The sequence below is a fragment of the Streptomyces sp. NPDC028907 genome, from assembly GCF_055564995.1.
The window spans coordinates 71,835-98,196 of the sequence record NZ_JBVHVE010000017.1; the positions used below are offsets into that span (position 1 = coordinate 71,835).

General features: G+C 69.7%; 24 protein-coding genes and 1 pseudogene. 12 read left to right on the forward strand and 13 right to left on the reverse strand.

What is annotated here, in order from left to right; translation table 11 throughout:
- Nucleotides 1-141 precede the first annotated feature (141 nt).
- From ACZ4UU_RS37830 to ACZ4UU_RS37840, 3 genes and pseudogenes are all read left to right on the forward strand, one after another.
- Nucleotides 142-1,596: an NAD-dependent succinate-semialdehyde dehydrogenase gene (locus ACZ4UU_RS37830; protein ID WP_471907953.1), complete on the forward strand. Its 1,455-nt coding sequence runs from the start codon at nucleotides 142-144 to the stop codon at nucleotides 1,594-1,596.
- A gap of 72 nt (nucleotides 1,597-1,668) precedes the next feature.
- Entirely contained in the window at nucleotides 1,669-2,619 is a 951-nt protein-coding gene (locus ACZ4UU_RS37835) for an EamA family transporter (RefSeq protein ID WP_471907954.1), read from the forward strand.
- A gap of 175 nt (nucleotides 2,620-2,794) precedes the next feature.
- Nucleotides 2,795-3,205 (forward strand): annotated as a pseudogene (locus ACZ4UU_RS37840) (acetoacetate decarboxylase family protein); the annotation flags it as partial.
- Nucleotides 3,206-3,320: 115 nt separating this feature from the next.
- On the opposite strand, the gene aztD reads toward ACZ4UU_RS37840, so the two are convergent.
- The 4 genes from aztD to aztB form a co-directional block, all read right to left on the reverse strand.
- Nucleotides 3,321-4,520 (reverse strand): zinc metallochaperone AztD, encoded by a 1,200-nt coding sequence (aztD, locus tag ACZ4UU_RS37845; RefSeq protein WP_471907955.1) that lies wholly within the window; start codon nucleotides 4,518-4,520, stop codon nucleotides 3,321-3,323.
- A 94-nt stretch (nucleotides 4,521-4,614) separates the two neighbouring features.
- A complete protein-coding gene (aztC, locus tag ACZ4UU_RS37850; RefSeq protein ID WP_471907956.1) occupies nucleotides 4,615-5,574 on the reverse strand; it encodes a zinc ABC transporter substrate-binding protein AztC in 960 nt (319 codons plus the stop codon).
- Nucleotides 5,571-6,815 (reverse strand): hypothetical protein, encoded by a 1,245-nt coding sequence (locus ACZ4UU_RS37855; protein WP_471907957.1) that lies wholly within the window; start codon nucleotides 6,813-6,815, stop codon nucleotides 5,571-5,573. Before ACZ4UU_RS37855 ends, aztC begins: the two co-directional genes overlap by 4 nt.
- Before the next feature lie 22 nt (nucleotides 6,816-6,837).
- Nucleotides 6,838-7,695, reverse strand: coding sequence for a zinc ABC transporter permease AztB (gene aztB, locus ACZ4UU_RS37860; protein ID WP_471907958.1), 858 nt, complete (start codon nucleotides 7,693-7,695; stop codon nucleotides 6,838-6,840).
- Between the two features lie 14 nt (nucleotides 7,696-7,709).
- Here aztB and aztA point away from each other — a divergent pair, with 14 nt between their 5' ends.
- Entirely contained in the window at nucleotides 7,710-8,453 is a 744-nt protein-coding gene (aztA, locus tag ACZ4UU_RS37865) for a zinc ABC transporter ATP-binding protein AztA (RefSeq protein WP_471907959.1), read from the forward strand.
- Nucleotides 8,454-8,522: 69 nt separating this feature from the next.
- Here the strand turns inward: aztA and ACZ4UU_RS37870 are convergent, their stop codons facing one another.
- The 5 genes from ACZ4UU_RS37870 to ACZ4UU_RS37890 all read right to left on the reverse strand — a co-directional run bounded on the left by ACZ4UU_RS37870 (nucleotide 8,523) and on the right by ACZ4UU_RS37890 (nucleotide 14,418).
- Complete coding sequence (locus ACZ4UU_RS37870) at nucleotides 8,523-9,464, reverse strand: TIGR03619 family F420-dependent LLM class oxidoreductase (protein ID WP_471907960.1); 942 nt, start codon at nucleotides 9,462-9,464, stop codon at nucleotides 8,523-8,525.
- A gap of 107 nt (nucleotides 9,465-9,571) precedes the next feature.
- On the reverse strand, nucleotides 9,572-10,552 hold the full coding sequence (locus ACZ4UU_RS37875; protein WP_471907961.1) for an ABC transporter permease: 981 nt from the start codon (nucleotides 10,550-10,552) through the stop codon (nucleotides 9,572-9,574).
- Complete coding sequence (locus ACZ4UU_RS37880) at nucleotides 10,549-12,144, reverse strand: sugar ABC transporter ATP-binding protein (RefSeq protein ID WP_471907962.1); 1,596 nt, start codon at nucleotides 12,142-12,144, stop codon at nucleotides 10,549-10,551. The genes ACZ4UU_RS37875 and ACZ4UU_RS37880 overlap by 4 nt, the downstream gene beginning before the upstream one ends.
- Before the next feature lie 9 nt (nucleotides 12,145-12,153).
- Nucleotides 12,154-13,188 (reverse strand): sugar ABC transporter substrate-binding protein, encoded by a 1,035-nt coding sequence (locus ACZ4UU_RS37885; protein WP_471907963.1) that lies wholly within the window; start codon nucleotides 13,186-13,188, stop codon nucleotides 12,154-12,156.
- Between the two features lie 420 nt (nucleotides 13,189-13,608).
- Nucleotides 13,609-14,418: a cytochrome P450 gene (locus ACZ4UU_RS37890; protein WP_471907964.1), complete on the reverse strand. Its 810-nt coding sequence runs from the start codon at nucleotides 14,416-14,418 to the stop codon at nucleotides 13,609-13,611.
- Nucleotides 14,419-14,840: 422 nt separating this feature from the next.
- Between ACZ4UU_RS37890 and ACZ4UU_RS37895 the strand changes: the two genes are divergently transcribed.
- Together ACZ4UU_RS37895 and ACZ4UU_RS37900 are read left to right on the forward strand one after the other, a co-directional pair.
- A complete protein-coding gene (locus ACZ4UU_RS37895; RefSeq protein ID WP_471907965.1) occupies nucleotides 14,841-16,538 on the forward strand; it encodes an amidohydrolase in 1,698 nt (565 codons plus the stop codon).
- Between the two features lie 306 nt (nucleotides 16,539-16,844).
- Nucleotides 16,845-17,288 carry a nuclear transport factor 2 family protein gene (locus ACZ4UU_RS37900; RefSeq protein ID WP_471907966.1) on the forward strand — a complete coding sequence of 148 codons (444 nt, stop codon included), beginning with the start codon at nucleotides 16,845-16,847 and terminating at the stop codon, nucleotides 17,286-17,288.
- Nucleotides 17,289-17,664: 376 nt separating this feature from the next.
- Here the strand turns inward: ACZ4UU_RS37900 and ACZ4UU_RS37905 are convergent, their stop codons facing one another.
- From ACZ4UU_RS37905 to ACZ4UU_RS37920, 4 genes are all read right to left on the reverse strand, one after another.
- Nucleotides 17,665-18,336 carry a GntR family transcriptional regulator gene (locus tag ACZ4UU_RS37905; protein WP_471907967.1) on the reverse strand — a complete coding sequence of 224 codons (672 nt, stop codon included), beginning with the start codon at nucleotides 18,334-18,336 and terminating at the stop codon, nucleotides 17,665-17,667.
- 97 nt (nucleotides 18,337-18,433) lie between these two features.
- On the reverse strand, nucleotides 18,434-18,937 hold the full coding sequence (locus ACZ4UU_RS37910; RefSeq protein ID WP_471907968.1) for a flavin reductase family protein: 504 nt from the start codon (nucleotides 18,935-18,937) through the stop codon (nucleotides 18,434-18,436).
- A 26-nt stretch (nucleotides 18,938-18,963) separates the two neighbouring features.
- Nucleotides 18,964-19,389 carry an ester cyclase gene (locus ACZ4UU_RS37915; RefSeq protein ID WP_471907969.1) on the reverse strand — a complete coding sequence of 142 codons (426 nt, stop codon included), beginning with the start codon at nucleotides 19,387-19,389 and terminating at the stop codon, nucleotides 18,964-18,966.
- A complete protein-coding gene (locus ACZ4UU_RS37920) occupies nucleotides 19,376-20,980 on the reverse strand; it encodes a BCCT family transporter (RefSeq protein ID WP_471907970.1) in 1,605 nt (534 codons plus the stop codon). The genes ACZ4UU_RS37915 and ACZ4UU_RS37920 overlap by 14 nt, the downstream gene beginning before the upstream one ends.
- Before the next feature lie 242 nt (nucleotides 20,981-21,222).
- On the opposite strand from ACZ4UU_RS37920, the gene ACZ4UU_RS37925 reads away from it, so the two are divergent.
- The 6 genes from ACZ4UU_RS37925 to ACZ4UU_RS37950 are packed head-to-tail and all read left to right on the forward strand — an operon-like array spanning nucleotide 21,223 to nucleotide 25,877.
- A complete protein-coding gene (locus tag ACZ4UU_RS37925; protein WP_471907971.1) occupies nucleotides 21,223-21,849 on the forward strand; it encodes an amino acid synthesis family protein in 627 nt (208 codons plus the stop codon).
- The gene (locus ACZ4UU_RS37930) at nucleotides 21,846-22,397 is read left to right on the forward strand and encodes an amino acid synthesis family protein (protein ID WP_471907972.1); all 552 of its coding nucleotides are present in this window, start codon (nucleotides 21,846-21,848) and stop codon (nucleotides 22,395-22,397) included. Before ACZ4UU_RS37925 ends, ACZ4UU_RS37930 begins: the two co-directional genes overlap by 4 nt.
- Nucleotides 22,398-22,403: 6 nt before the next feature.
- Nucleotides 22,404-23,135, forward strand: coding sequence for an alpha/beta fold hydrolase (locus tag ACZ4UU_RS37935; RefSeq protein WP_471907973.1), 732 nt, complete (start codon nucleotides 22,404-22,406; stop codon nucleotides 23,133-23,135).
- Nucleotides 23,128-24,615: an aldehyde dehydrogenase gene (locus tag ACZ4UU_RS37940; protein WP_471907974.1), complete on the forward strand. Its 1,488-nt coding sequence runs from the start codon at nucleotides 23,128-23,130 to the stop codon at nucleotides 24,613-24,615. Before ACZ4UU_RS37935 ends, ACZ4UU_RS37940 begins: the two co-directional genes overlap by 8 nt.
- A 6-nt stretch (nucleotides 24,616-24,621) precedes the next feature.
- Nucleotides 24,622-24,837, forward strand: a complete 216-nt coding sequence (locus tag ACZ4UU_RS37945; protein ID WP_471907975.1) for a tautomerase family protein — start codon at nucleotides 24,622-24,624, stop codon at nucleotides 24,835-24,837.
- Entirely contained in the window at nucleotides 24,834-25,877 is a 1,044-nt protein-coding gene (locus ACZ4UU_RS37950) for an LLM class flavin-dependent oxidoreductase (RefSeq protein ID WP_471907976.1), read from the forward strand. The genes ACZ4UU_RS37945 and ACZ4UU_RS37950 overlap by 4 nt, the downstream gene beginning before the upstream one ends.
- Nucleotides 25,878-26,362: the final 485 nt, after the last annotated feature.

The window sequence follows — 26,362 nt, forward strand, 5'->3', positions numbered from 1 at the left end:
GACTACGGCAATGCCGGCCGACTCCCGCGCGGGTCATGTATCCGCACGAACTCCCGGCGCCCCCGTCCATCGGCAAGCGTCACGGCCAGCGGCCACACGTCCGCAGCACTGCCTGTATCCAGCTTTCAAGGAGAACCAGACATGACCACGACCGTCGTCCGTGACGTTCCCAAGCAGTTGTTCATCGGCGGTAGTTGGCAGGACGCCGAGTTCGGCCGGACTCTCTCCGTGGACAATCCGGCCACCGGCGAGGAACTGTGCCAGGTCGCCGACGCCTCCCCGGGCGACGGACGTCGTGCCGCCGAGGCCGCGGTCGCCGCGCAAACAGCCTGGGCCGCAACCCCTCCCCGCGTCCGCAGCGAGATCCTGCGCCGCGCCTACGACATCATCATCGCCCGCACCGAAGACCTCGCCCTGCTGATGACCCTGGAAATGGGCAAGCCCCTGGCCGAGGCGCGTGCCGAAGTCGCCTACGGCGCCGAGTTCTTCCGCTGGTTCTCCGAAGAGGCCGTCCGCATCGACGGCGGCATGATGACCGCCCCCGACGGCAGGAACCGCCTCCTGGTCACCCGCCAGCCGGTCGGCCCCTGCCTGCTGATCACGCCCTGGAACTTCCCCCTCGCCATGGGCACCCGCAAGATCGGCCCGGCGATAGCCGCCGGCTGCACCATGGTCCTCAAGCCCGCCCCCCAGACCCCGCTGACCACCCTGGCCCTCGCCGCCATCCTCACCGAAGCCGGCCTGCCCGACGGCGTCCTCAACATCGTCACCACCACCGATGCCGCCGGCGTCGTCGAACCCCTGCTGCGCGGCGGGCAGATCCGCAAACTGTCCTTCACCGGCTCCACCCAGGTCGGCCGGATCCTGCTGGCCCAGTGCGCCGACACCGTCATCCGCACCTCCATGGAACTGGGCGGCAACGCGCCCCTGATCGTCTTCGACGACGCCGACCTCGACGTGGCCGTCGAAGGCACCATGGTCGCCAAGATGCGCAACATGGGCGAATCCTGCTGCGCCGCCAACCGCATCTACGTCCACACCTCCGTCGCCGACGAGTTCGCCCAGCGCCTCGCCGCCCGCATGGCCGCCCTGACCGTTGGCGACGGCACCCAGCCCGGCACCGACGTCGGCCCGCTCATCGACACCGCCGGCCAGAGCAAGGCACACGACGTCGTGCAGGACGCCGTCAAGCACGGCGCCACCGTGCTCACCGGCGGCGAACTCCCCGACGGCCCCGGCTGCTTCTACCCGCCCACCGTCCTCACCGGCGTCACCACCGACGCCGCCATCATGGACACCGAGGTCTTCGGCCCGGTTGCCGCCATCCTCACCTTCGACACCGAGGACGAGGCCGTCGCCGCCGCCAACAACAGCGACTTCGGCCTGGCCGCCTACCTGTTCACCCAGAACCTCGACCGCGCCCTACGCGTCAGCGAACGCCTCGAGAGCGGCATGATCGGCCTCAACACCGGACTCGTCTCCAACCCCGCCGCCCCCTTCGGCGGCGTCAAGCAGTCCGGCCTGGGCCGCGAAGGCGGACGCGTCGGCATCGGCGAGTTCCTGGAGTACAAGTACATCGCCGTCCCCGTGGCATAAGGACGCGGGGGGAGCGCCTCCGGGTCGTGCGCGCGGCGCACCATGCCACCCATCACCGAACGGATCAGAGTCATGGCCGACGCCCCCGTACGCTCTGTGCCGCAGCCCGTCGCATCCGCGTCCGCCGGCCCCGTCCGCGGTCCGGCAAGGGGGCGACTGACGGGGGTCGGCCTGATCGTGTGCGGCATGTTCGCCCAGCAGTTCGGCGCGGCCGTGGCGGCGCTGCTCTTCCCACGGGCCGGCGTCCTGGGAGTGGTCTCACTGCGGCTGGGCGTCTCGGCCCTGGTTCTGCTGGCCGTGTGCCGACCGTCGGTGCGCGGTCACGGGCGCCAGGGCTGGGCCGTCGTCCTCGGTTTCGGGGTGGCGCTGGCCGGGATGAACGTACTGATCTACCAGGCCATCGCACGCATCCCGCTGGGTGCCGCGGTCACCCTGGAGGTGCTGGGCCCTCTGGTGCTGGCGGTGGTAGCCGGACGCCGGGCCAGCAACTGGCTGTGGGCCGGGCTGGCCCTGGCAGGTGTGGCACTGCTGGGACGCGGCGGATTCGGCGGGCTGAACCCCGCGGGTGCCGCGTTCGCCTTGGGCGCGGCCACGACATGGGCGGCGTACATCCTGCTGTCCGCCCGCGCGGGCAGCCACTTCCCCCGGGTCGACGGGCTGGCCCTGGCCATGACGGTGGGCGCCCTGCTCATCCTGCCGCTGGGCGTCGCGGAGTCGGGTGGGGCCCTGCTGGAACCAGTGACGTTGGCGCTGGGGGCGGCGGTCGCCCTGCTGTCGTCCGTGCTTCCCTACAGCCTGGAGCTGCTGTCCCTGCGCCGGCTGCCACCGACGGCGTTCGCGGTGCTGATGAGTCTGGCACCGGCGGTCGCCGCCCTGGCCGGGTACGTCGTCCTGGACCAGGAACTCGGGGTGGTCGAGGCGGTGGCCATCGCCCTGGTCGTCATCGCCAGTGCGGGAGCGGTGCGTGCCTCGGCGGACCCGTCCCACGGCTCCGGGGAGCGTGCTGCCGGCCGGGAGCGGTGATGCGTGCATGCCTGCACATGCCGGTCCGGGATGGCCGGGGCCGGAGTTCGCCCCTGCTGACCCCCATTCATAAGCGCCCGGTCTGACCGTGACCCCTGTCATCGAGGCGTCGTTCCAACGCCGGCCCGATCCCGCCGCCTACCGGCGCACCAGGGAGGACTCCATCCCGATCGGCCCGCACCCCTACGGGCCTGCCCCGCGCATCGAGGCCGGGGCACGGTTCGGTGCCATCCTCGCCGCCGCCGACCGCCGCCTCGCGCAGGCCGTGGTCACCCTGCGTGAGCCGGCTGAGACGAACGGATTCGTCAACGCCCACCCGATGGCCCACCACCGCTGGCTGCCGTCGATCGAGAAGGGCAAGCGCCTCACGCTCGACGAGCTGATCGAGTCGGGGGCGGCCTCCTTCGCGGGTGGTCAGCCGTGGGTCGGCGACGCCGAGCTGGAGCTGTTCGCCTCGCCCACCGAGGAACTGGCCCGACTGGAGATCCACGAGCCGATCGCCGCTTACTACCGGCAGGTCGGCGTCGTCTGGGACGGCGGCCGACTCCTTGAGTCCGGCACCTCGGGCGCCTCCGGCGACGAGTAGCGGCACGGGGCAGGTCATCTGGAGCGAGTAGTCGCTCCACGGTCCAGCAGCGGACGCCGACGAAGTCAGCGCCGAAAGCCTGCTGGACCAGTGGGACGACTCGGGCTGGTGAGGATCAGTGTCCGGCGACGACGCCCGACAGTTCGTTCGTGCTCTTCGGCAGTGTCACGGACGTGACCTTCTCGCCCGACTCGATGTCGACGGCGTGCAGCTTGCGCTTGCCCGGCTCGGAGACGTACGCCATGTGGTCGCGGACGAAGAGGGTGGGCCGGGCCTGCTGCCAGTCCAGCGGCTCCTGCCACTCGCCCACGACGGGGATCTTCTTCTCCACCTTGCCCGTTTCCGGGTCGATCATGTGGAGGGTGCCGTTCGTGCCGAGGATGAGGGCCTCGCCGTGGGGTCCGCGGCCGAGCGAGCGGAAGGAGTAGCTGGTGCCCAGGTCGACCAGGCGCAACTTCGCGGTCTCGGTGTCGATGAGAGAGATGCGGGTCGGTCGCTCCAGTTCGGCCTCCGGGTCGGTCTTGTAGTCGCCCAGGAGGATCGGGGAGGCGTCGCTGCCCCGCTGGTTGCCGATGCGGCCGTAGTCGTCCGGGGCTTCGACCTTGGTGAACTTGCCGTCCTTGTAGATCAGGACGCCGTCCTCGCAGCCGACAGCGACGGCTTCACCCTTGGCTGCGGCCTCGCCGTGGACGCCAGGGCAGTTCTCGGCGCGCCCGATCTCCTTGTTGTTCTTGTCCAGGACGAGGGCGCCGGTGCGCTTCTCCTCGGTGCCGAGGGTGGTGAGGAGTTCGCCGTTGCTCAGTTCGATGGCGACGCCGTGATGTGGCTCGGCGGAGGTGTAGGTGCGGCCTTCGGGCTTCTTGCCGCCGTCCAGGTCGCCGGAGTCGAAGACGTTGACCTCACCCGTGCCATCGGTGAACAGAATCGTCTTGCCGCCGTGCAGGACGACGTGTCCGGGCTTGGCGCCCTTGTACTCGATGCCGGTGAAGGTCTGCTCGGCGGCGTCGAAGACACGGAACCCGGCGTCGGTGGACACGACGACGTGGGAGTCGTCGCCGGCGGGGTTGAGTCGGTTGAAGCCGGGCAGCTCGATCGTCCTGGCCAGCTTCAGGCTCTCGCCGTCGAGGACGTAGAGCCCGCCGTCGAACGTGGCGACCAGCGGGTCCTTGACCGCTACGGCATCGGGGCTCGGCGCGGCCTTGGGCTTCGCGTCGGACGAAGAGTTGTTGTCCCCTCCGCAGGCGGTCAGGACCGCGGAAGCCGCCAGGGCGACGGCCGTGCTGGTGAAGGCTCTGCCGCGTATCGACCTGTTCATTCGGGTGTGTTCCTTTCCGGGCCGCGCGAGCGCGGCATCGTGTGTGAGGGTGCTGAAGTGGCCGCAGGGCCGGTCGTGACGTGAGGGGTCGGATTCACGCGCCGGTCAGGCCGCCGGTCATGGCGGTGGTGTTGGCGCGCATCATCTGCAGGTAGGTGCCGGCGCCCTTGCCCTTCTCGGTCAGCGACTCGGAGTAGAGCTCGACCACGCGCACACCGGCGCCGATCTCCGTGCGCAGGACCTCGGCCAGCCGCTTCGGCTGGGAGGAGTCGGCGAAGACGGTCCGCACTCCGGCGTCCCGCATGGCCTGGGTGAGTGAGCGCAGGTCGGAAGAGCTGGGAGAGGCCAGCGTCGTTCCGCTCGGGATCACCGCGCCGATCACGCGGAAGCCGAAGCGGTCGGCGAGGTAGCCGAAGACGTGGTGGTTGGTCACCAACGCACGCTGCTTCTCGGGTATACGGGCGAAGGCATTCTCCATCCAGATGGAGAGATCGGCGAGTTGGTCGTCGTAGCGGTCGGCGTGGTCGCGGATCGCCTTCTCTTCGACACCGTCCACGTGCTCGACCACCTGATCGGCGATCAGACCGGCTGCCTTGCGGACGCGGTCGGGGTCGGTCCAGAAGTGCGGGTCGGGCTGCCCGGCTTCCTCCTCCGGGCCCCCGTCGTCGTGTGCCTGGAAGGTGAGGGGGTCAACCGCCTTGCCGGCCTCGAAGGTCGCCACCCCTGCCTCGCGGGCCGCCGCCACGTGCCGCAGGACGTTCTCCTCCAGGCCCAGCCCGTTGAAGATCACGAGGTCGGCACGCTCCAGTTCGGCGGCCTGCACGGCCGACAGACCGAAGGAGTGCGGGTCGGCGTTCGGTTTCATCAGTACGGTCACGTCGGCTTCGTCGCCGACGATCTCCTGGGTGATGTCGCCCAGGATGTTGGTCGTCACCACGACCCGGGGCCGCTCATCGCCGTTCGTGCAGGCGGTCACCGCGGTGGCGGAGACAAGGGTGAGCAGGGCCGGCAGGGATGCGCGCAGGCACCGCATGCCTCGCGGCTGTCCCGTCATCGTCCGGTCTCCACCATCAGGGCCGGCTCGATGTCCAGGTCGAAGGTGCGCGCGACGCGCAGGTTGTCGTTGTAGTCGATCTCGTACACGCGTCTGCCTTCGGGGTCGTTGAGATATGCGCGGCTGCGGTCGACCTCGATGACCGCTCCCGCGGTCCCGTCGGTGCCGGCGCCGGGGACGTGCGTCAGGAGGGGCTTTGTCGCGGAGACATGCTTGCCGGTGGTGATGTCGTAGCCGTGCAGCGCTCCGTCGGCCTGGAGCACGATGAGGACGGATCCCTCCCCCGCGGTGTTGGCGGCCAGGACGGTGCCGCTGGTTTTCACCCGTGTCCACCTGCGGTCGGAGACGTCGAGCACCCACACCGCGCGGTGCCCGGCTTGCGCGGTGAGCGTGTCGCTGCCGGGCCGGTGCCGGAAGGCCGTGCCGCGTTCCTTCTCGGGTACGCCGCCGCCGTACGGGATCTTCTCGGCCGTGAGGGCGCCGTCGGCCGAGCGGACGAGCAGGGCTCCGTCGGCGCATCCGATGACGACTCCGCGCCGGGTGACGGCGTCGCCCCGCGGGCTCTCGCACCGTGCGTCGGGCGACGCGACCTGCCGGCCCTCGCGGTCGTACACCGTGAGCTTCGCGGATTGACCGCCGTCGTCCGTGAAGCTGATCAGACGCTCCGCGTACGGCACGACAACTCCCGCATGTGTCCCGGGCAGTGCGCGGGCCGAGCCGATCTCGCCCTTCTCCAGTTCGGTCCGGCGGTAGAGCGATGCCCGGCCGTCGTCGTCGGTCACCACGGTCACGGCGGCGTCGCTGCGGACGCGCGCGTCCGGACCTGCGGCCAGTCTGCCTACGTCACGTATCTGCGCGCGGTAGTAGTGCACGTGGTCGCCGTGGTCCACCATCCAGGCACCGCTGTCGAGGACACTCGTGTCACGCGCGGTGTGGAGGTAGGCGAACCGGCCGTCCGTGGTGAGGCGGGTGGGGTCCGTCCCCCGCGCCACCTCGTGCGTCTTTCCGCTGATCAGGTCGAGTATCAGGGACTTGGAGGCCCTCGGGTCGCTGAGCACCAGTCGGGACTGCTGCTCGGCCTTCTCCTGCGCCCCTTCGACGTATCCGTGCGGAGCGGAGGTCGAGGGAGCCGCCCTCGGAGTGGACGTGGCGGTCTCCTGCCCGGCGCAACTGGTGGCGAGCAGTGCGGCGGCGGCGAGTGCGACCGGCGCCCAGAGGGTGATGTGTCTGCGAACGAACAAAGGGGATCGCCTCACGCTTCTTTCAGTCGGTTGCCGCGGCACGCGCATCGCCTGGGCGGGAGCGCCGGTGGTGGCGCAGACCGGATGCCAGGTGGGAGAGGAAGAACAGGACCACGGCGAGGGCGGAGACGGTCGCGCCGGCCGCGGTGCTCAGATGCCAGGACAACAGCAGGCCGCCAAAGGTGGCGGTGACGCCGAGCAGCGCCGCGAGGGCCATGAGGCCCCGCACACTGCGGGCCCAGGGCAGCGCGGCCGCCGGAGGGGCGATGAGCAGGCCCAGGACCAGCAGCGTCCCCACAATGTGGAAGGAGGCGACGATGGCCAGGGCGAGCAGGCCGAGCAGCACGGCATGAGCCAGGCGGGGGCGCAGACCGAGCGTGCGGGCCTTGCGCGGGTCGAAGGCCAGGGCGAGGAAGGCTCGGTGGCCGAGGACCGAGACGACCAGGGCCAGCGCCAACGCCCCGCCCAGCAGCACGAGGTCCTGTTCACGGACGGCGAGGACGTCGCCGAAGAGGAACCCGGTCAGGTCGACCGCGAAGGACTGTGACCGCGACACGATGATCACGCCCAAGGACAGCATGCCCACGAAGAGCAGGCCGATGCCGGTGTCCTGCGACAACCTCGGCGTTCGACCGAGGGCGGCGACGCCGGCGGTCATGACGGCAGCACTCAACAGGGCACCCACGAGCAGGTTGCCGCCGAAGAGTGCGGCGAGCGCCACTCCGGGCAGCAGTCCGTGGGACATGGCGTCGCCGAGGAAGGCCATCCCTCTGAGCACCACCCAGGTGCCGGCCAGCGCACAGATCGCAGACACCAGCATCCCGCCCCACAGGGCCCGTTGCACAAAGGTCACCTCGAAGGGACCCGTCAACCACTCCATGTAAACACACTACAATGAAAATCATGTTCAACAAATCGGCATCTCCCGTGGCTCGCACCAACGACAGAACGCCCCGCGTCCGCCTCACCGACCTCTGCGCCGGCTACTCGGGCCGCCCGGTACTGCACCAACTCGACGTCCAGATAAGGGCGTCGGCCACCACGGCGCTCGTCGGCCCGAACGGCAGCGGGAAGTCCACCCTGCTCGGCGTCCTGGCCGGAGTGATCCACCCCACATCGGGCGAGCTCCGCCACGCGGGCAACCGGCCGCCTGCGTTCGTCCCGCAGCGCGGCGCCGTCGGAGACGCACTGCCGCTGACGGTCAGGCAGACGGTGGAGATGGGACGCTGGGGCGAACGCGGGCCCTGGCGTCGGCTCACACGGCAGGACCACGCCACCGTGGACACGGCCATGGAGCGGCTGGGCATCACCGACCTCGCCACGCACCAACTCGGGGAGCTGTCCGGTGGGCAGCGGCAGCGCACGTTGATCGCCCAGGGACTCGCCCAGGAGTCGGATCTGCTGTTGCTGGACGAGCCGACCACGGGGCTCGACCCCGAGGCGCGGGAGCGAATCGCCACGGTGCTGACAGAGCTGGCAACCGACGGGGTGACCGTCGTACACGCGACGCATGATCTCGAAGCCGCGCGCTCGGCGGACGTCTGCCTCCTGCTCCACGACGGCCGCCTCGTCGGACAGGGGCATCCCGAGCAGCTCCTCACGGCCTCGATGCTCGCCCGAATCTGGCAACCGGCATGACGCACGTCTCGTCCATCGAGATCTCGGCTACGAGTCAGCCGCGTTCTCCAGCGCCGCATTCGACCGGCGTCAAGCCGTCATCGACTCCACTCGCCGCACGACCTCGCGACAGAACTTCCCGACCCCGTGCGGATCGTCGATGAACTGGTTCGGCTTGATGCAGAACGTGGTGAATCCCTGTTCCAGTTGCTCGGGGATCGAGGCCAGCGCCGCACCGAGGTCCGCCGGTGCCCGATCGTCGGGGAACACCGCCTGAGTGCCGCCGACCATCTCCAGATCCGCGGCGTCCCGTCCGGCCTCGGCCATGGCCTCCTTCAGCGTCTGAAGGTCCATTGGCGTGGGCCGGCCCAGCGGGTGGAATCCATGCCCGTAGCGCACCAGTCGACGAAGCACGGGGCTGCTCAGCCGCTGTCCACCGAACCACAGCCGGGGGCCCTCGGGGCGGTACGCCTTGGGTTCGAAGTACACGTCCCGGAAGGGGTAGTGCTCGCCGTCATGGGACAAGGGCGATGCTCCCCACGCCTTCGCCCACACGCTCAGGTGCTCGTCCAGCAGCTTGCCGCGCTGGGCGAACGGCACGCCCAGGGCGGCGTACTCGTCCCTGCTCCAGCTGACCGTGGGCTGCACCACCAGCCGCCCCTCGCTGATCAGGTCGAGGGTGCCCAGTTCCCGGGCCATGAGCAGCGGATGCCGCAGCGGGGCAAGGACGGCTGCGGCAGCGAGCCGTAGCCGTTGGGTGACCGAGGCAATGGCTGCGAGCAGCAACAGCGAGTTCGGCCACGGCGTGTACGGGTCCTGGTTGCCGGGGAGGGCGTAGTCGCGGGGGTTGCCCATGATTCCGGCGGCGGCCGCGTCGGGGCCGAGGAGGATGTGTTCGCTGACCATGACCGCGTCGAAACCGGCGTCCTCGGCCTCACGGGCCCACCGGACGGCGGCGGGCAGATCGGCCCGGCCACCGGTCAGGGTCCAGTTCTCACTCAGGACGAGCAGCATGCGGGGAGAGCCAGGCATTCTCGGATCCTTTCCAGAGACGGTCCGTTCACCGCCCGAGGGCGACGCGTCCGTCGAGCACCGTGAGGTCCACCACAAAATTGACGGCTGAGGACGGGAGAGGTGCGTCAACGGGCTGCGCGTGGCGCGTAGTACGCCAGCGCCGCACCGGCGACCAGGGCGGTGCCCTGGGCCATCTGCTGCCAGAAGGTCGGTACGTCGAGCAGGGTCAGGCCGTTCTGCAGGGCCCCGAGAAAGAGCACGCCGAGCAGGACGCCGAGGACCGAGCCGGTGCCGCCGGTGAGGGCGACGCCGCCCAGGAGGACGGCGGTGAGCACGGCCAGTTCGAAGCCGGCGCCCGAGGTACCGGCGACCACGCTGTCCAGGACCGACGCCTTGATGGCCCCGGCCAGGGCGGCCGCCACCCCTGTGGTCACGAACAGGACGAACGGGGTGCGGCGGATGTTGATGCCGGAGAGGTGGGCGGCCTCCCGGTTGACACCGATCGCGAAGACGTACCGTCCGCCGGGGGTGAGCGACAGGAACAACGCTCCCGCCACCAGGACGAGCCCGGCGATGACGACCGGGGTGGCGAGGCCGGCGAACCGGGACCCGCCGAGCCAGGCGAAGCCGCTGCCGAAGCCGCTCAGCGGCAGCGGGAACAGCTGCTGCGCCAGTCCCCGTACGGCGGTCAGCATGCCGAGCGTCACGATGAACGGCGACAGCCCCAGGTAACAGCACAAGACGCCGTTCACCGCGCCCACCACGGCTCCGGCGACGAGTGCGCCGAGTACGGCTACCACCGGCGACTGGCCGCCCGCCGCGAGCCGGCCTGCGACGAGCCCGCCCAGGGCGAGCGTGGAGCCGACCGACAGGTCGAGATATCCGCTGATCACCAGCAGGGCCAGGGGCACGGCGACGATGGCGAGCGTCGCGGCGTCGGTGGCGATGCCCGAGAGGTTGGCCGGGTCGAGGAAGCTGCCCGTGGACAGTTGGAAGACCAGGACCATCGCGGCGAGCACGGCGATCAGCGGATGCTGCCTGATCGTGGTCAGGCTTCCCGCGGCGAGGACGCGCGGGCGAGTGAGGACGCGGTCAGCGGCGGTCATGCTGCTCCCCCGGTGGGCGTGGTGTCGGATTCGGCGTCGTGCACGGCCGCCAGCAGGGCCTGTTCGGTGAGGTCGCGGCCGGCCAGTTCACCGACGACGCGGCCGCCGGCGACGATCAGGCAGCGGTCGGCGAGCGCGACGATCTCCTCCGGGTCGCTGGAGGCGAACAGCACGGCCGTGCCCCGCTCATCGGCCAGAGCGGACACGACCCGGTAGATCTCCTGACGGGCGCCCACGTCGACGCCCTGGGTCGGCTCGTCCAGCAGCAGGACATCGATGCGCCGGACATCGTTGATCCACCGGCCGAGAACGAGTTTCTGCTGGTTGCCGCCGGAGAACGCGTCCGCGGGCGCCCCGGGCCGTGCGGGGCGCAGTCCGACCGCCGTGGCCAGCGCCTCGAAGGCGCGGCGCTCGGCACCCAGCGCGCGTGCGCCGTATCGGGCAAGGGAACGGACGGACGGCAGCAGGGTGTTGTCCTGTGCGCTGAGGGAGGGGAACAGTCCCTGGAGGCGCCGGTCCGCCGGTACGAGCGCGATGCCGGCGGCGAGCGCATGGGTGGGCCGGCTCGGAGCCAGGCTCCGGTCCCCGACCCGGATCGTTCCGCCGAGGGCACGCCGCCTGCCGAACAGGGTCTCCAGGATGCGTGTACGCCCGGAGCCGATGAGCCCGTACAGGCCGACGCGTTCTCCCTCGGCGACCGTGAGACTGACGGGTCCGAAGCCTTGGCCGCGCAGACCGTCGGCGGTAAGCCGAGGCAAGCCGGTGGACGGGGTCTCGGGCGCTCGCGTGCGCTCCTGTGCGCGGGCCTGCTTCTGCCCGGCCCGCGGCGCCGCGACCACCTGCTTCGGCTGCGGTGCCGCACCCTCCGTCGGCCGGCCCGCGATCGCCTCGACCAGCTCACGTCGCGTGCGGCCGGCGGTCGCCGAGTGGTGGGCCACCCGCCCGTCGCGCAGGATGGTCACCGCGTCCGCGAGACGCTCCACCTCGGACAGCAGGTGGGTGACGTAGACGATGGCCAGTCCTTGGGTGCGCAGGTCCTCGACCCGTTCGGCCAGGGCGTCGCTCTCGGCGGTGGACAGGGCGGCGGTCGGCTCGTCGAGCACCAGGACGGACGCGCTGCGGCTGAGCGCCTTGGCGATCTCCACCAACTGCCGCTGTCCCATGGGCAGGTCGCTGACCCGGTCCCGGGGAGAACAGCGGGCGGCGACCCGCTGGAGGAGTCCTGCGGCGACCTCTTCCTGGGCGCGCCGGTTCACGGTCCCGTACCGGGTCCATTCCTGGCCGAGGAAGATGTTCTCCGTCACGGTGAGCGCGTCGACCACGCTGAGTGTCTGGTAGATGATCGCCACGCCGGCGGCGATCGACTCCCGCGGGGTGAGACGGCTGTACGACTCTCCGCCCACCTCGATCGTGCCCGAGTCGGGCGGGTAGGCGCCGCCCAGGCACTTGATGAGCGTGGACTTGCCGGCGCCGTTGTGGCCGAGCAGGGCGTGGACCTGACCCATCGGCACGGTCAGGTCCACGCCGTCCAGGGCCCGGACTCCCCCGAAGGACTTGGTCAGTTGGCGGATCCTGAGGTTGGTCACCGTCATGGCCGTGCCTCAGGCGTTCTGGGCGAGCAGGTCGTCGATGCGGGCGGTGTCGGCGTGCTGGACCAGTGCGATGGGCACCTGGGCGCTCGGCTTCGCCTGGCCCGCGGCGACCGCGCGTGGCACGTCGACGATGGCGGTGGCGACGTCCTTCGGCGCCAGGGCGGCCGACGCGCGGTAGAAGGTGCCCTGCTTGACGGCGAGAAGGGAGGGCGCCGCGCCGTCCTGCCCACCGACGAAGGTCTTCGCGTCGTCCTTGGCCCGGCCCGCCTGCTGGAGGGCCTTGAATCCGCCGTACGCTGCCGCGTCCGTGACGCCGAGAATCAGGTTGAGGTCGGGGTGCTTGGCGAGGATCGCCTTCGCCTTCGACAGACCGGTGTCAGGGTCGATGGCCTGCTCCCGGGCGACCACGTCGACGCCGGGGGCGAGCTTGGTGAAGGCGTCGATCATGCCCTTGGTGCGTTCGCGGCCCAGCTCGATCGTACTGTCGGTGAGGAAGGCGATCTTGCCCTTGCCGCCGAGGTGTTCCTCGGCCCACTTGGCCGCGGCCTCGCCGAGCAGAGTGCCGCCCTTGCGGAAGCTGAACTGGATGTCGGCGCTCTGGTGCTCCAAGGAGCCACCGTAGGTGACCCAGATCAGGCCCGCGTCCAGCGCCGCCTTCGCGATCGGTTCGGCGGCCTCGAACACCATCGGGAAGGACACGATGGCCGGCACCTTGCGGGCGACCCACGTATTGAGGTTGGTCGCCTGGGTGTCGGCGTTGGCGTTGTCACTCGTGGTCAGCAGGGAGATCCCGTGCCGCTTCGCCCCGGCGGTGGACAGCTTCACCAGCGTCGAGTACAGCGGGAGCTGGGTGAACGGATAGTCCAGCCCGATCTTCGTCAGGCGTGTGGCGCCCGATGCCGAGGGCTTCGCGGCGGTCTGCGAGCTCGACGGAGCCGAACAACCGGCGGCGGTCAGCGCGCCCGCGGTGAGAGCGGCGCCGGACAGAGCGAGGAACTGTCTGCGGGAGGCGGACGCGGCAGCGGCGTTACTGGATGGGATCATGGCAGGGCTCTCCGAGAGCTGGGCCCGCTCGGCGGGGCGGGCGTCTGGTCGTGCCGAACAGGAAAGACCCGCCGGGCCCACGCCGCCATCCGTAGAAATACCGACCGCGAACGTGGGCACCGGAGACGAGGTGCTCGCGTGGCAGAGCGGGGCGAGTGCCTTGTCGCGTGACGCCGCCCGCCGCCGCGGTCGGGTCCCGAATCTCCGCCGCCCGGCCGGGCCGGTGCACCCGGCCACGCTCCGAAGTGCTGGCATACCGGCTCGGCTTGGACGGCAGCCTCGGAGCATGGACGGGACTCGTGCGACGGACCGGACCCGCACCAGCTCCACGCAGGACGCGCCGGTCATGTCCGGCTGCGGCTCGTCGGACCTTCGGCACCACTTCCGTCGCCGCTGCGTCCGCTGTCACTCGACGAGCGTTCACAACCCGGTCGACGACCGGGCCGGGCACTGGTGCGCAGCAACCCGAACGGCGCCGCCGCCAGGCGCTGCACGGTGGTGGCCCGTGGATCGCCGAACACCGGGGAACCCGAGAACGCCGGCTACGGCGGCCTGTTCCGGCGGGACACCCGCCCGCCCAGGATCAGCCGTCGATGATGATGCCCTGGACAGGACACATGTCCGCCGTCTCCTCGACGCTCGGCGGTCACAAGGTCGGACGCGCCAGGAGATCCGCAGGTTGTCCGGCTTGCGGAAGGCGAAGCCGTCGGGCTGGTCATGGCCGATGATCTGGGGGTCGGGAAGGCGTTCCAGCAGGGCGCGTACGGCGATGGCGGTCTGGACGCGTGCCAGGTGAAGGCCGAGACAGGCGTGCTCGCCGAAGGAGAACGCCAGGCTGCGGCGGACGTTCGGGCGGTGGATGTCGTACGTCAGTGGGTCGGTGAAGGTGTCGGGGTCACGGTTGGCGGCGAGCACGGAGACTCCCACGAACTCGCCCTCGGGGATGGTCTCCTCGCAGATCGACGGCAGCTCCTGCCGCACGGCGCTGCGGTACCACGGGGTCGTGACGAACTCGGCGGCCATCGACTCGGACGTCTCGGCGGTGTAGCCGATCCCCGCGACCTGTACGTGGGCGCCGCTCAGCGGATCGATGGCGAGCAGGGTCGCCACGTCGAGCGGCAAGGCCTGGGCGAGTTCGCGCAGCGCCTGGGTGCAGGCGGAGACGGTGTCGCGCTCGCGGGTGAGCATGCCGATGCGGGTCGCCGCCGCGATCTGGTGGTGGATGTGCATACGAGCTTCCGAGAGCGGCTCGGGACCATGACGGCCGGGTGGCGCCGACGATAGGAGCGCCGCCTGCTCCGGGCAAGATGTTCACCGCCGTTTGACGCCATAGATCCGGGCCTCGTGCCAATCGGTAGTTGTACGGATGGTGGAGCGGGCCGTGAGGCTCTTTCCTGTTCGGCACGCCCACGGCAGCCCGACGCCCCTCTCTGGCGGGTACGTCCCCGGAGAGCCCGCCATGATCACATACCGTTCACCACCGATCCCCCGACCTAGGATCCCGCCGACCTGCCGGAGCGATCAGAGCATCGCGGCAGCAGACGCCCCTGCCCGTGGCGTCGGCGGCAGGAGGCCCGCTGACTCATCCCCCCGCCCCGGGCGTCGCCCCGCTCTTCCCCCCAACCAGTCCCATCCCTTGAGAGGGGTCCGCCATGAGTGACACCGCGCCCACCCTGATCCTGACGGGCGGTCAGGTCCTCACCGTCGACCGCGACTTCAGCGTCGCCGAAGGGGTGGCCGTGCGCGGCCGGGACATCGTCGCCGTCGGCGGCGACGCCGAGGTCCGCGCTCTGGCCGGACCTGGCACCCGCGTCGTCGAACTGAACGGCCGGACCGTCCTGCCCGGCATCAACGACTCGCACCTCCACGGCGCCGCGTACGGGATGACGAAACCGCCCTTCGCCCTTGACGTCGGCCACCCGGCGGTGGGTTCGATCGCCGACATCGCCGCGCTCGTGGGCGGAGCGGTGTGCGCCGCCCCGCCCGGAGAGTGGATCGTCGGACTCGGCTGGGACCCCGGCTATCTGAAGGAGTGCCTCGCCGACGCCAACCGCTTCCCGCACCGCCGCGACCTCGACGCGGTGGCCCCCGACCACCCGGTCTGCCTGACGGACTTCTCCTCGCACACGGTGTGGCTCAACACCGCCGCCCTGCGCCGCTGCGGCATCGACGCGGACACCGTGCCACCACCCGGCGGTGTCATCGACACCGACCCCGGCAAAGAGCCCACCGGCATCCTGCGTGAGGCCGCCCAGCAGCTCGCCCTGGCCGCCCTGCCCTCCCCCACCATCGCCCAGCGCCGCCAGGCCATCCAAAGCGTGATCCGTGAACTGCACTCCCGCGGCATCACCAGTTACACCGAGCCCGGCCTCGGCCCCGGCGGTGCTCAGACCTTCTTCGGCGGCCTGAGCACCGACAACCTGACCGCATACACCGAACTCGCCGCCGAGGGCGAGCTCCACGCCCGGGTCAGCGTGCTGCTGCTCCCGGCCCCCATGGGCGGTTCCGCCGAGGAACTGCGCCAGGGGCTGGGCGAGCTGGCGCTCACGGCGCCGACGGACCCGCGGCTGCTCCGGGCCATCGGCGTCAAGATCTTCGCCGACGGCATCCCGCCGAACCGTACGTCCTGGATGAACGAGCCCTACCCCGAGGGCGGCCACGGCTCTTTGTGCGTGCACGGCGAGACACCCGCCCTCCAGGTCGAGGAACTGCAGGAGATGATCCACGTCGCCCACACGGCCGGCTTCCAACTCGGCGTGCACGTCACCGGCGACCGCGGCATCGACACGGTCGTGGACGCCTTCGTCGCCGCGAACCTCGCAGTGCCCCGGCCCGACGCCCGGCACTACGTCATCCACGGCACCTTCGTCGGCGCCGACAGCCTGGACAAGCTCGCCGCGCACGGCTACGGCATCAACATGAACCCCACCATCATGTGGACCACCGCGGATCTGATGGACGGGGTCGTGGGGCCGGAGCTCTCGGCACGCCAGTGGCCGGTCCGCTCGGCCGTCGAGGCAGGCGTCATGTTCTGCGCCAGCTCGGACGCACCGATCACCGAGCCCGACTGGCGGCAGGGCGTGGCCCAGATGATGCTCCGCGAGTCCAAGGCCAGCGGCAGGGTCTACGGCCCCGAACAGCGCGTACCACTCGCCGAGGCGCTGCGCGCCTACACGGCCAACGCGGCCTGGCAGGACTTCGCCGACGACTTCAAGGGCACGATCGAACCCGGCAAGGTGGCGGACCTGTGCGTCCTCGACCGCCCACTGTTGTCCGTCGACGCGCACGACATCACCGAGGTGCAAGTGGACCTCACCACGTTCGACGGCCGGGTGGTCTTCGAACGCTGAGCTCGTTCCCCTGCCCCCGGGCCCCCGAGCGACCCCTCTGACTCACTTCTCCTCTTCCGGTCAGCTGACGAACCCTGTGTCAAGGGCGCTTGGCGGCGCGGAAGCGTGACCGCGGCAGTATCGACGCGCGCAACTCGGTGAATGGGCTCAGGAGTTGAGCGGCGCGGCATTGGTATGGGTCCACAGCTGCCCCGCCGACGTCAAGGCGGCTTTTGATGATGAAGGCAACAGGCCCTGTCCAACACAATCGGGAGTAGGGTCGTGCAAAGAACGACTGCACGAGAACCTTGAGACGGGAGACGGCCCGTGAATGAAGCAGCTTTGCAGCGCCTGATCGACGAGGCGGAACTTCGGAATCTTATTCAGACGCTGGCGCGAGCACTTGACGAAAAGGATTTCGATGCCTTGCCCGCGCTGTACACCGAGGACGGTTCGATCGAGCTCGGCGGGCAGATTCATCGCGGTCGGCAGGCACTCATCGACGCTCCCCAACGGGCCCTGGGAGGCAACTATGAGGCGACGTACCACCACATGGGGCAGATTTACGTCGACGTCGACGGGGATGAAGCAACGACCCTCGCCTACATCGTCGCGTACCACATCCCGAAAACGGCGGAGCCGATGAAGCACCAGGACGGCGTCGGCAAGCTCTACGCCGACGCCCGTCGAACCGAGGACGGCTGGCGATTCACGCGGGTCCGTCTCGACGTTCTTTTCCTTCAAGGGGATCCCTTGACTATTGACGTCTAGAACCGACTCGAAAAGAAATTCTGTCTGGTAGCAGGCAGCTGTTCGGCGGCTATTCGTGCCGATGTAATCTCGGACGAGTTGTGGGAGTTCGCTCCAGCACCGCTCGGCGTGATCGGACCGCGGGTCTTCAGCCGCAACCAGCGGCCCCCTCGTACTCTCCGTCCAGGCCCCCACCGCCGCCGACGGGGCGGCCGAGGCGAAGCTGGTCACCGCCCTCCTCAAGCAGGCCGTGCGATGACGTCGAGGTCGCGTGGCCGCTGGTCGAGGGCGCCTGCCACATGTCCCTTGGCGCGCTGCTGGCCGGGCACCGCCCCCCGAGAGGCGGTGCCCGGCCCTGATCCATCGTCAGGACTGCGTGTGGGCCACGTGATCACCCTTATGAGGAACCTGCCGTGCCGAACCTCTCGTTCGAACCGCTCAGGGGCAGCCCGGCCAGCAGTGCGCGCCGGCTGGCTCTGACGTGCTCACGCATCACGTGCTCGGCGCTGTCGCCGTCCTTCTCCAGGATCAGCTCCAGGACGAGGTGGTGTTCACGGTCCGACTGCAGGGCGCGGCCCGGCTGGCTCAGCGACGTGTTCACCAGCCGGGAGTAGGCCAACTGGTTCATCAGCATCCGGTAGTGGGCCTCCAACTTACTGTTGTCGGCGCCCGAGATGAGCAGGTCGTGGAACTCCTGGACCAACTCCGCGTACCGCTCCCGGTCGTCCCGCGCCACCGCCTCGTCGGCCTCGCGCAGATTCCGCTCCAGCAGATCGATCTCCGCGACGCGGCCGCGCCGGGCGAGCAGACGGGCGGCCGCGCCCTCCAGGAGTTCCTTCATCTCGAAGAGTTCCGTGATCTCACGGCGGGAGGGGGTGGTGACGAACGTCCCGACGCGGGGCCGGATCTCGACCAGCCCCTCGGTCTGGAGCTGCTTGAGGGCTTCGCGGACCGGCGTACGACTGACCCCGAACTCCTCCGCGAGGGCGAGCTCGGAGAGCGGAGCCCCGGGCTCGATGTCGCCCTTGATGATCCGCCGACGCATTTCGGCGATCACCCTGGCCTGCATCGACCCTCCCCCGGCCGCCGGCCGGGGGGACCCCCACTTCGGTTCGCTCTTCGCGCCACTCACCGAACTCTCCTCCGTCTCCCGAGCCACCCGCCGGTCATCCCAGCGGTGCCAGCGCGCCGCCGTCGAAGAACTTACCCGCGCTGTAGACCATCGGATGACGCTCGGACACGACGGCGTGCACCACCCGGCAGATGAACACGGTGTGGGTGCTGGCCTGCAGCCGCTCGCGGATCTCGACCTCCATCTGCGCGCTGCTCCGAGCGATCAGCGGACTGCCGAACGGGCCGCTCTCCCACTCCACTTTCTCAAACTTGTCCGTTGCCTTGCTCGCGAACGTACCGACGACGTCCAGCTGGTCCGTGGACAGGATGTTGATCGCGAGGTGGCTCGCGCTGAACAGACAGTCGTGGGTGGACGAGGTGCGCTGGACGCACACCATCACGGTGGCGGGGTCGAGCGAGATGCTCGAGAACGCGTTGACGGCCAATCCCCTGGGGGTCTCCCCGTCCATCGCGGTCACGACCGTGACGCCGGTGACGAACTGCCGGTTGACCTGCTTCATCAGGTCGAGGTCGGGCTTCGAGGCGAGCGGGGTCATGGAGGAGCTCCTTGTCATCTTGATCGTCAGTCCTGTCCCACCCGGATGACGCCCAGCGCCGCGAGCAGCGCCCGGGGATCCCACGTCACGTGCTCCTCGACGATCCTGTCGCTCTCGAAGCGGGCGAAGGTGGCGCCGCTGACCTCGACCCGCCGTTTGGTGGCGGGGACGCCCAGGAGCGAGTTCCGGTGGGTTCCGGTGCTGTGCCAGCGGATCGCGGCCCGGTCTCCCTCGATCACGATGTCGTCGATGGTCGTCACCAGGTCCGGGAAGGCGGACCTGGTCGAGACGATCGAGGCCTTGAATGCCTCCAGGTCCTGCGGGTGCGGGTCCTGGCTGCGTCGGAGGTAGGCCGGGCTCAGCAGCTCGTCGAGGGCGTCGACGTGTCCCTCGCCCCAGGCCGCGGCCCACGTCTTCTCGATGAGTCCACGACGGGCGTCAGAGTTCGACACCGGTCTTCTCCTTTCTGTCTGCGTTCAGCTCCTTCCAGAAGGACACCGCCAGACCGGCGATGATCACGAGGAAGGGCAACGACGTCACGATGACGGTGTTCTGAAGGGCGTTCAGTCCGCCGGCAAGCATGAGGACGACGGCGGTGACACCGGTGAGGACGCCCCACAGGACGAGAACCGAGCGGCGCGGCGTGAGCGATCCGTCCGAGGTCATCATGGACAGCACATAGGTGTTGGCGTCCGCGCCGGAGACGAAGAACATCACGACCAGGATGATGGCGATCACCGAGGTGACCGCGGCGAGCGGATAGTGGTCGAGGGTCGCGAAGAACGCGCTGTTGATGTCGGCGGCGGTCTGCTTGGCGATGTCGCCCTTCTCGAACATGTCGATGTGGATCGCTGTGCCGCCGAAGACCGTGAACCAGGTGAAGAACACGACGCTGGGGACGACCAGGACGCCCATGATGAAGCCGCGGATGGTGCGGCCACGCGAGATCCGGGCCAGGAAGACACCGACGAAGGCGCCCCAGGAGACCCACCAGGCCATCATGAAGTAGGTCCACCACTGCATCCACTCAAGGCCGCCGAACGCGGTGCCCTGCAGGCTCATCCGGAAGAAGTCGGTGGCCCACTGGCCCACGGCCTCGATGTACAGGTTCGCGATGAACACGGTCGGCCCGACGACGAGCATGAAGACGAACAGCGCGATCGCCAGCACCGTGCTGCCCTGGCTGAGGAACTTGATGCCCTTGCTGACCCCGGTCACCGCCGAGAGCGTGAAGATCGAGGTGACGGCCGCGATGATGAGCACCTGGCTCACGTTGTTGACCGGCATCCCCCACAGCCTGCCGAGGCCGTTGTTGACCTGGAGGGCTCCCAGGCCGAGGGAGGTCGTGGTGCCGAAGAGCGTCGCGAAGACGGCGAGCACGTCGATCGTCTTGCCGATCGGCCCGTCCACGCGGTCGCCGAGCAGCGGCCGGAACATCTGGCTCACCAGGGTCCGCCGACCCTTGCGGTGGGTCGAGTACGCGATCGCCAGGCCGAAGACGGCGAAGATCGCCCACGCCTGCAGGCCCCAGTCGAAGTAGGAGTACTGCAGGGCGCGCACCGCCGCCGCCGGCGTGTTCGGCTCGGCGAGGCCGTGCGGTGGCGTCGCCAGGTGGGAGATCGGCTCGGCGACGCCGTAGGAGACAAGTCCGATCCCCATCACCGCGCTGAGGATCATGGCGAACCAGGTCGGCGTCGAGAACTCGGGGCGGTCGCCGTCCTTGCCCAGGCGGATGTCGCCGGCAGGGCTGAAGGCCAGGAACACCAGGAAGATCAGGATGCCGAGCGTGACCACCAGGTAGGACCAACCGAACGTGGCCGTCACCCAGTTCAGCGACTTGTTGGTGACTTTGTTCAGGTTGTCCGTGAAGAGCACCGCCCACGCTACGAAGACGGTGGAGATACCGAGCGCGGTCCAGAAAACGGAACCGAGCCGCCCGCCGCTGTCACGGCCGGCGTCGGTGCCGTCCGTGGTGCTTTCCCCACCGCTCCCCGACGACGTCGCGGGCGTCGTTTCCTCGCCCGTTCCAAGGTGACTGGACATGAAACTCCTTGGGTCCGGGGCCCGATGGCCATCCGGTCTGGCATACAAGCAGCAGTAAGGCACGTCACAGATGGAGCGTCAAGGGTTTGGGGCGCGGAATCACGTCCTGGCTTTACGGGTCGCTAATAACCGCAGGTAAAAAGACGATCAGCCGTCCGGATCGGAGGGGCGGCGCCCCTTGGAGGAACCCTTCCCCTCACCCACTTGACCGACCAAAGAGGCGACACCTATCGTCCTGTGCCATGCAAGAGCGCATGGATCACTTCGACGCGAGCATCGGTCTCCGCAAGCTCGTGGTCTACCGCGACGTCGTCCTGACCGAGGCGGGCGAGGCACCCGCGCAGCCCGCGCGGCGAGCCAGCGTCGCCGCGGTCATACGGAATCCGTGGACGGGCAGCGGCCCCTCGGCCGATCTGTCCAGGGAGCAGGTTCGCGTCGGCCCGGTGCTCGCCAGGTTGCTGACCGATCGGCTCATCGCTTCCCTGGGCGGTGTGGAGGAGATCGAGTCGTTCGGCAAGGCGGCCATCGTCGGTACGGCGGGCGAGATCGAGCACGCCGGGGCCCTCATCCACACCCCGTACTTCGGCAATCTGGTGCGGGAGTTCCTCGACGGCGAGTCGATCATCTGCTTCGCCGACACGCGCGCCGAAGCGGGGGAGACGCTGGTCGTCCCGCTCTGGCACAAGACAAAGGCCTCGACGCGCAGCCATTACCAGACCGTCAGTGCACGCGTCTCCGACGCCCCGCGCCCGGACGAGATCGTCGTCATCGCGGCCGCGTCGACCGGCCCGCGCCCGCACCCCCGTATCGGCGACCGACTGACCGATCCCGTCGTCACCACCGAAACCCTGGAGGTTGTCGCCTCATGAGCGTCCGCAAGATCGTGACCGTCGTCGAGGAGATCCGCACCGAGGGCGGCCGCGCGCTCGCCCGTCCCGCCCGCGTCGCCGTCGTCGCAGCGGTGATCGAGAACCCCTGGTCCGGTCAGGGCTTCGTGGAAGACCTCCATCCCGGCATCGAGGCGAACGCCTCCGACCTCGGCGCGCTGCTGGCCCCGGCGGTCCTCGACGCCCTGGAGGCACCCGCCGAGGCGTACGGCAAGGCGGCCATCGTCGGCCTGGACGGCGAGATCGAGCACGGCTCGGCGCTGATCCACACGCTCAAGTTCGGCGACCACTTCCGCAAGGCCGCCAACGCCACCACCCTGCTGCCCGCGGTCGAGAAGCGCGGGCCCGCCGGTGTGGTCTTCGACATCCCGCTGAAGCACATCACCGACGCCACGATCCGTTCGCACCACCAGACCGTGGAGGTCCGGATCAGCGACGCCCCCCACCCGAACGAGATCGTCATCGCGCTCGCCGCGGCCGCCCAGGGGCGCCCGCAGCAGCGTCTGGCGCCGCTCTCGACCGAGCAGTAGGTGCTCATGTGCAAGCCCACCGTGGTGCTGCTGCACGGCGTGGGGCTCGACCACACCATGTGGGAGCCCACCGCCGCGCTCCTGTCCGACCGCTTCACCGTGATCACGCCTGACCTGCCGGGCCACGGCTCCCGCCCGCCAGTGAGCGACGGGGTGACGCTCGCGGATCTGGCCGCCGGGGTGGTCGGTGAGATTCCGGCTGGTTCGCACCTGGTCGGATTCTCGCTGGGCGCGCTGGTCGCCCAGCACGTGGCGCTGCACCACCCCGAGCTGGTGGCCACACTGGTCTCGGTCAGTTCCGTGTGCGAGCGCACGGCCGAGGAGCGGGCGTCCGTACTCGACCGGCTGCGCACGGCGGAGGCCGACTTCGCTGCGAGTGCGGCCGCGTCCTTGAAGCGTTGGTATGCCGGCACCGACGTCGGCCCGGCCCTGGTGGCCCGCACCGAGGCCACCCTCCTCGCCAACGACGTCGGGTCCTTCCTCGACTGCTATCGCGTGTTCGCGATGGCGGACGCCGACATCGCGCCGCACCTGCCAGCCATCGACGTTCCCGCACTGGCCGTGACGGGCGAGAACGATCCCGGCTCCACCCCCGAGATGACCCACCGGCTCGCCGCGGCGCTCGGCGACTGCCGTGCGGTGGTCATCCCCCAGGCACGTCACATGCTGCCCGTCCAGTGCCCTGAGGCGTTCGCCGACTGCCTCACCACCTTCATCGGAGAGCGCGCACATGTCTGAACTCACCACGTTGGAGCACTTCATCGGCGGGGCATGGGTCGAGCCCGCGTCGGGCGAGTACTTCGAGAGCACCAACCCGGCCACCCGCGAGGTCCTCTACCGGGCCGCACGGGGCAACGCCACCGACATCGACCGAGCCGTGGCCGCCGCGAGGAAGGCCTTCGAGGACCCGCGCTGGCGCGACCTCAGCCAGACGCGGCGCGGACATCTGCTGCGCCGCCTCGGGGACCTCATCGCGGAGAACGCCGATGACCTGGCCCGCATGGAGACGCAGGACAACGGCAAGCTGCTGCGCGAGATGCGCGGTCAGCTGGCGACCCTGCCGGAGTACTACCACTACTACGCCGGACTGGCCGACAAGATCCACGGCGACTTCATCCCCACCTCCGACCGCCAGGTGCTGAACTACACGGCCCGGGAGCCCCTCGGTGTGGTCGGCGCGATCACGCCCTGGAACTCTCCGCTGACGCTGACCAGCAGCAAACTGGCGCCCGTGCTCTGCGCCGGCAACACCGTCGTGATCAAGCCCTCGGAGTACACCTCGGCCACCGTGCTCAGGCTCGCCGAGCTGGCCATCGAGGCGGGGTTCCCGCCGGGTGCGGTCAACGTCGTCACCGGGTTCGGCGCCGAGGCCGGGCAGGCCCTGGTCGATCACCGCGACCTCGCGAAGATCTCCTTCACCGGCAGCACCGCGACCGGGGCGCGTATCGCCGCCGCGACCGCGAGCCGGTTCATCGGCTCCACGCTCGAACTCGGCGGCAAGTCGCCCAACATCGTGTTCGAGGACGCGAACATCGCGAACGCCGCGATGGGCGTCGTCGCCGGCATCTTCGCCGCCGCCGGACAGACCTGCATCGCCGGCAGCCGGGTGTTCGCGCACCGGTCCGTCTATGACGAGCTGCTGGAGCGGGTCACCGAGCGCGCCCGGACCATCGTCATCGGCGACCCCTTGGACGAGAAGACCGAGCTGGGCCCGCTGGCATTCGAGGACCAGCGCGACAAGGTAGCCGGGTACGTCGACCTCGGACGCGGCGAAGGCGCCCGGGTACTGACCGGCGGGCGGGCCTCCGATGGCGGCCTCGGCGGCTACTTCTACGAGCCCACGGTCCTCGTGGACGTCCACAACGACATGCGGGTCGTACGCGAGGAGATCTTCGGCCCTGTGCTGGCGGTCATGCCGTTCGACACCGAGGAGGAGGTCGTGCGGCTGGCGAACGACACCGACTACGGTCTCGCGGCCGGTGTCTGGACGCAGAACCTCGCGCGGGCGCACCGGATGGCGGCGCGCCTGGACGCCGGGACCGTATGGGTCAACACCTACCGGGCCATGTCCCCGATGTCGCCGCGTCAGGGCTTCAAGACCAGCGGCGTGGGCGTCGAACACGGCACCGAGACGATTCTGGAATACACACGCCTGAAGAGCGTCTGGATCAACACGAGCGAGGAGCCCGTGGCCGACCCGTTCACGATGCGGAGCTGAGCCGGCATGCCACAGGTCGCCATCACCCTCGCCGAGGGCCGTAGCCCGAAGCAGATCCGGGACCTGATCCACGAAGTGCACGCCGCGGTCCTGCGCACCGTGGACACCCGGCCCGAGTACATCCGCGTCGTCGTCCACGAGGTCCCCAGGACGCACTGGGCCACCGGTGACGTCACCCTCACCGAAATGGACGCCGCACCAGCAGACAGGGAGCAGTCATGAGGTTTTCGTTGTTCGTGCACATGGAGCGCTGGGACGAGGAGGTCAGCCACCGCCAGCTCTTCGAGAACCTCTCCGAGCTGACTCTGATGGCCGAGGCCGGCGGGTTCGGCACCGTGTGGATCGGCGAACACCACGCGATGGAGTACACGATCTCCCCCAGCCCCATGCCGCTCCTCGCCCACCTCGCCGCGCAGACCTCGACCATCCGCCTGGGCGCGGGGACCATCATCGCCCCGTTCTGGAGCCCGCTCAGGGTCGCCGGTGAATGCGCACTGCTGGACGTCATCAGCAACGGCCGGATGGAGGTCGGACTCGCCCGGGGCGCCTACCAGTTCGAGTTCGACCGACTGGGGGGCGGGCTGCCGGCCGCCGACGGCGGAAAGCACCTGCGCGAACTCGTACCGGCCGTCCGGGCGCTCTGGCAGGGCGACTACGCCCACGACGGCGAGATCTGGCAGTTCCCGACCTCGACCAGTGTGCCCAAGCCGGTGCAACAGCCCACCCCGCCCATGTGGATCGCCGCCCGGGACCCCGCCTCCCACGACTTCGCCGTGGCCCAGGGCTGCAACGTCATGGTCACCCCGCTGATGAAGGGCGACGAGGAAGTCATCGACCTCAAGGGGAAGTTCGACACCGCCGTGGCGAACCACCCGGAGGTACCGCGCCCCGCCCTGATGGTGCTCCGGCACACCCACATCCACTCCCCCGACGACCCCGACGGCTGGCGCCCGGCCGCCGAGGCGATCAACCGCTTCTACCGGACCTTCGACGCCTGGTTCGGCAACAAGACCACTCCGACGAACGGTTTCCTGGAGCCCAGCCCGGAGTCGAAGTTCGAGGACCGGCCGGAATTCCGACCGGAGTCCCTGCACAGGACCGCGATGATCGGGACCCCGGCCGAAGTCATCGAGCGCCTGCGCACCTATGAGGAACTCGGCGTCGACGAGTACAGCTTCTGGATCGACAACAGCCTGCCGCACGAGGAGAAGCGCAAGTCCCTGGAGCTGTTCATCAAGGAAGTCGTACCCGCGTTCCAGTGACCCGAGGCAGTCCGGCCAAGCCGTTGCCCAGCACGAACCGCATCTCGGGGAACGTGATGCCGGTGACGTCAGGTCATCGAGCGCGGCGTGGCCGGCTCATGCGAAGAGGCGAGCTCGCCCGGCGCTTGGTGTCCCGTCCGTTGAAACTGGTTGTCACGTCGGGCTCCCCGTCGCCTCCTGCGCGGCACCGGCCTCGCGCAGCCGGTCCGGGAAGTGCGGCAGTTCGGTGTCGGTGTGGGTGTCGCCCCAGCCGATGCCGCCGGCGTCACCCTCGGCCGCGGCTGGGCGGACGTCTCGGAGCCGGCCTTGGTCGGAGTCGGAGAGCGAGGTGCGGCCGACCGCGACCTGGAGGTTCTTCGCGTCCGCGTCCTCGACGGGGGTGGGCAGCGGTCATGACGGCGTCTGCCGCGATCAGGCCGCCGCCGCATCCCCAGTACTGGCGGCCTGTGGCGAGGTCCTTTTCCTTGTTGAGCAGGGCGACCATG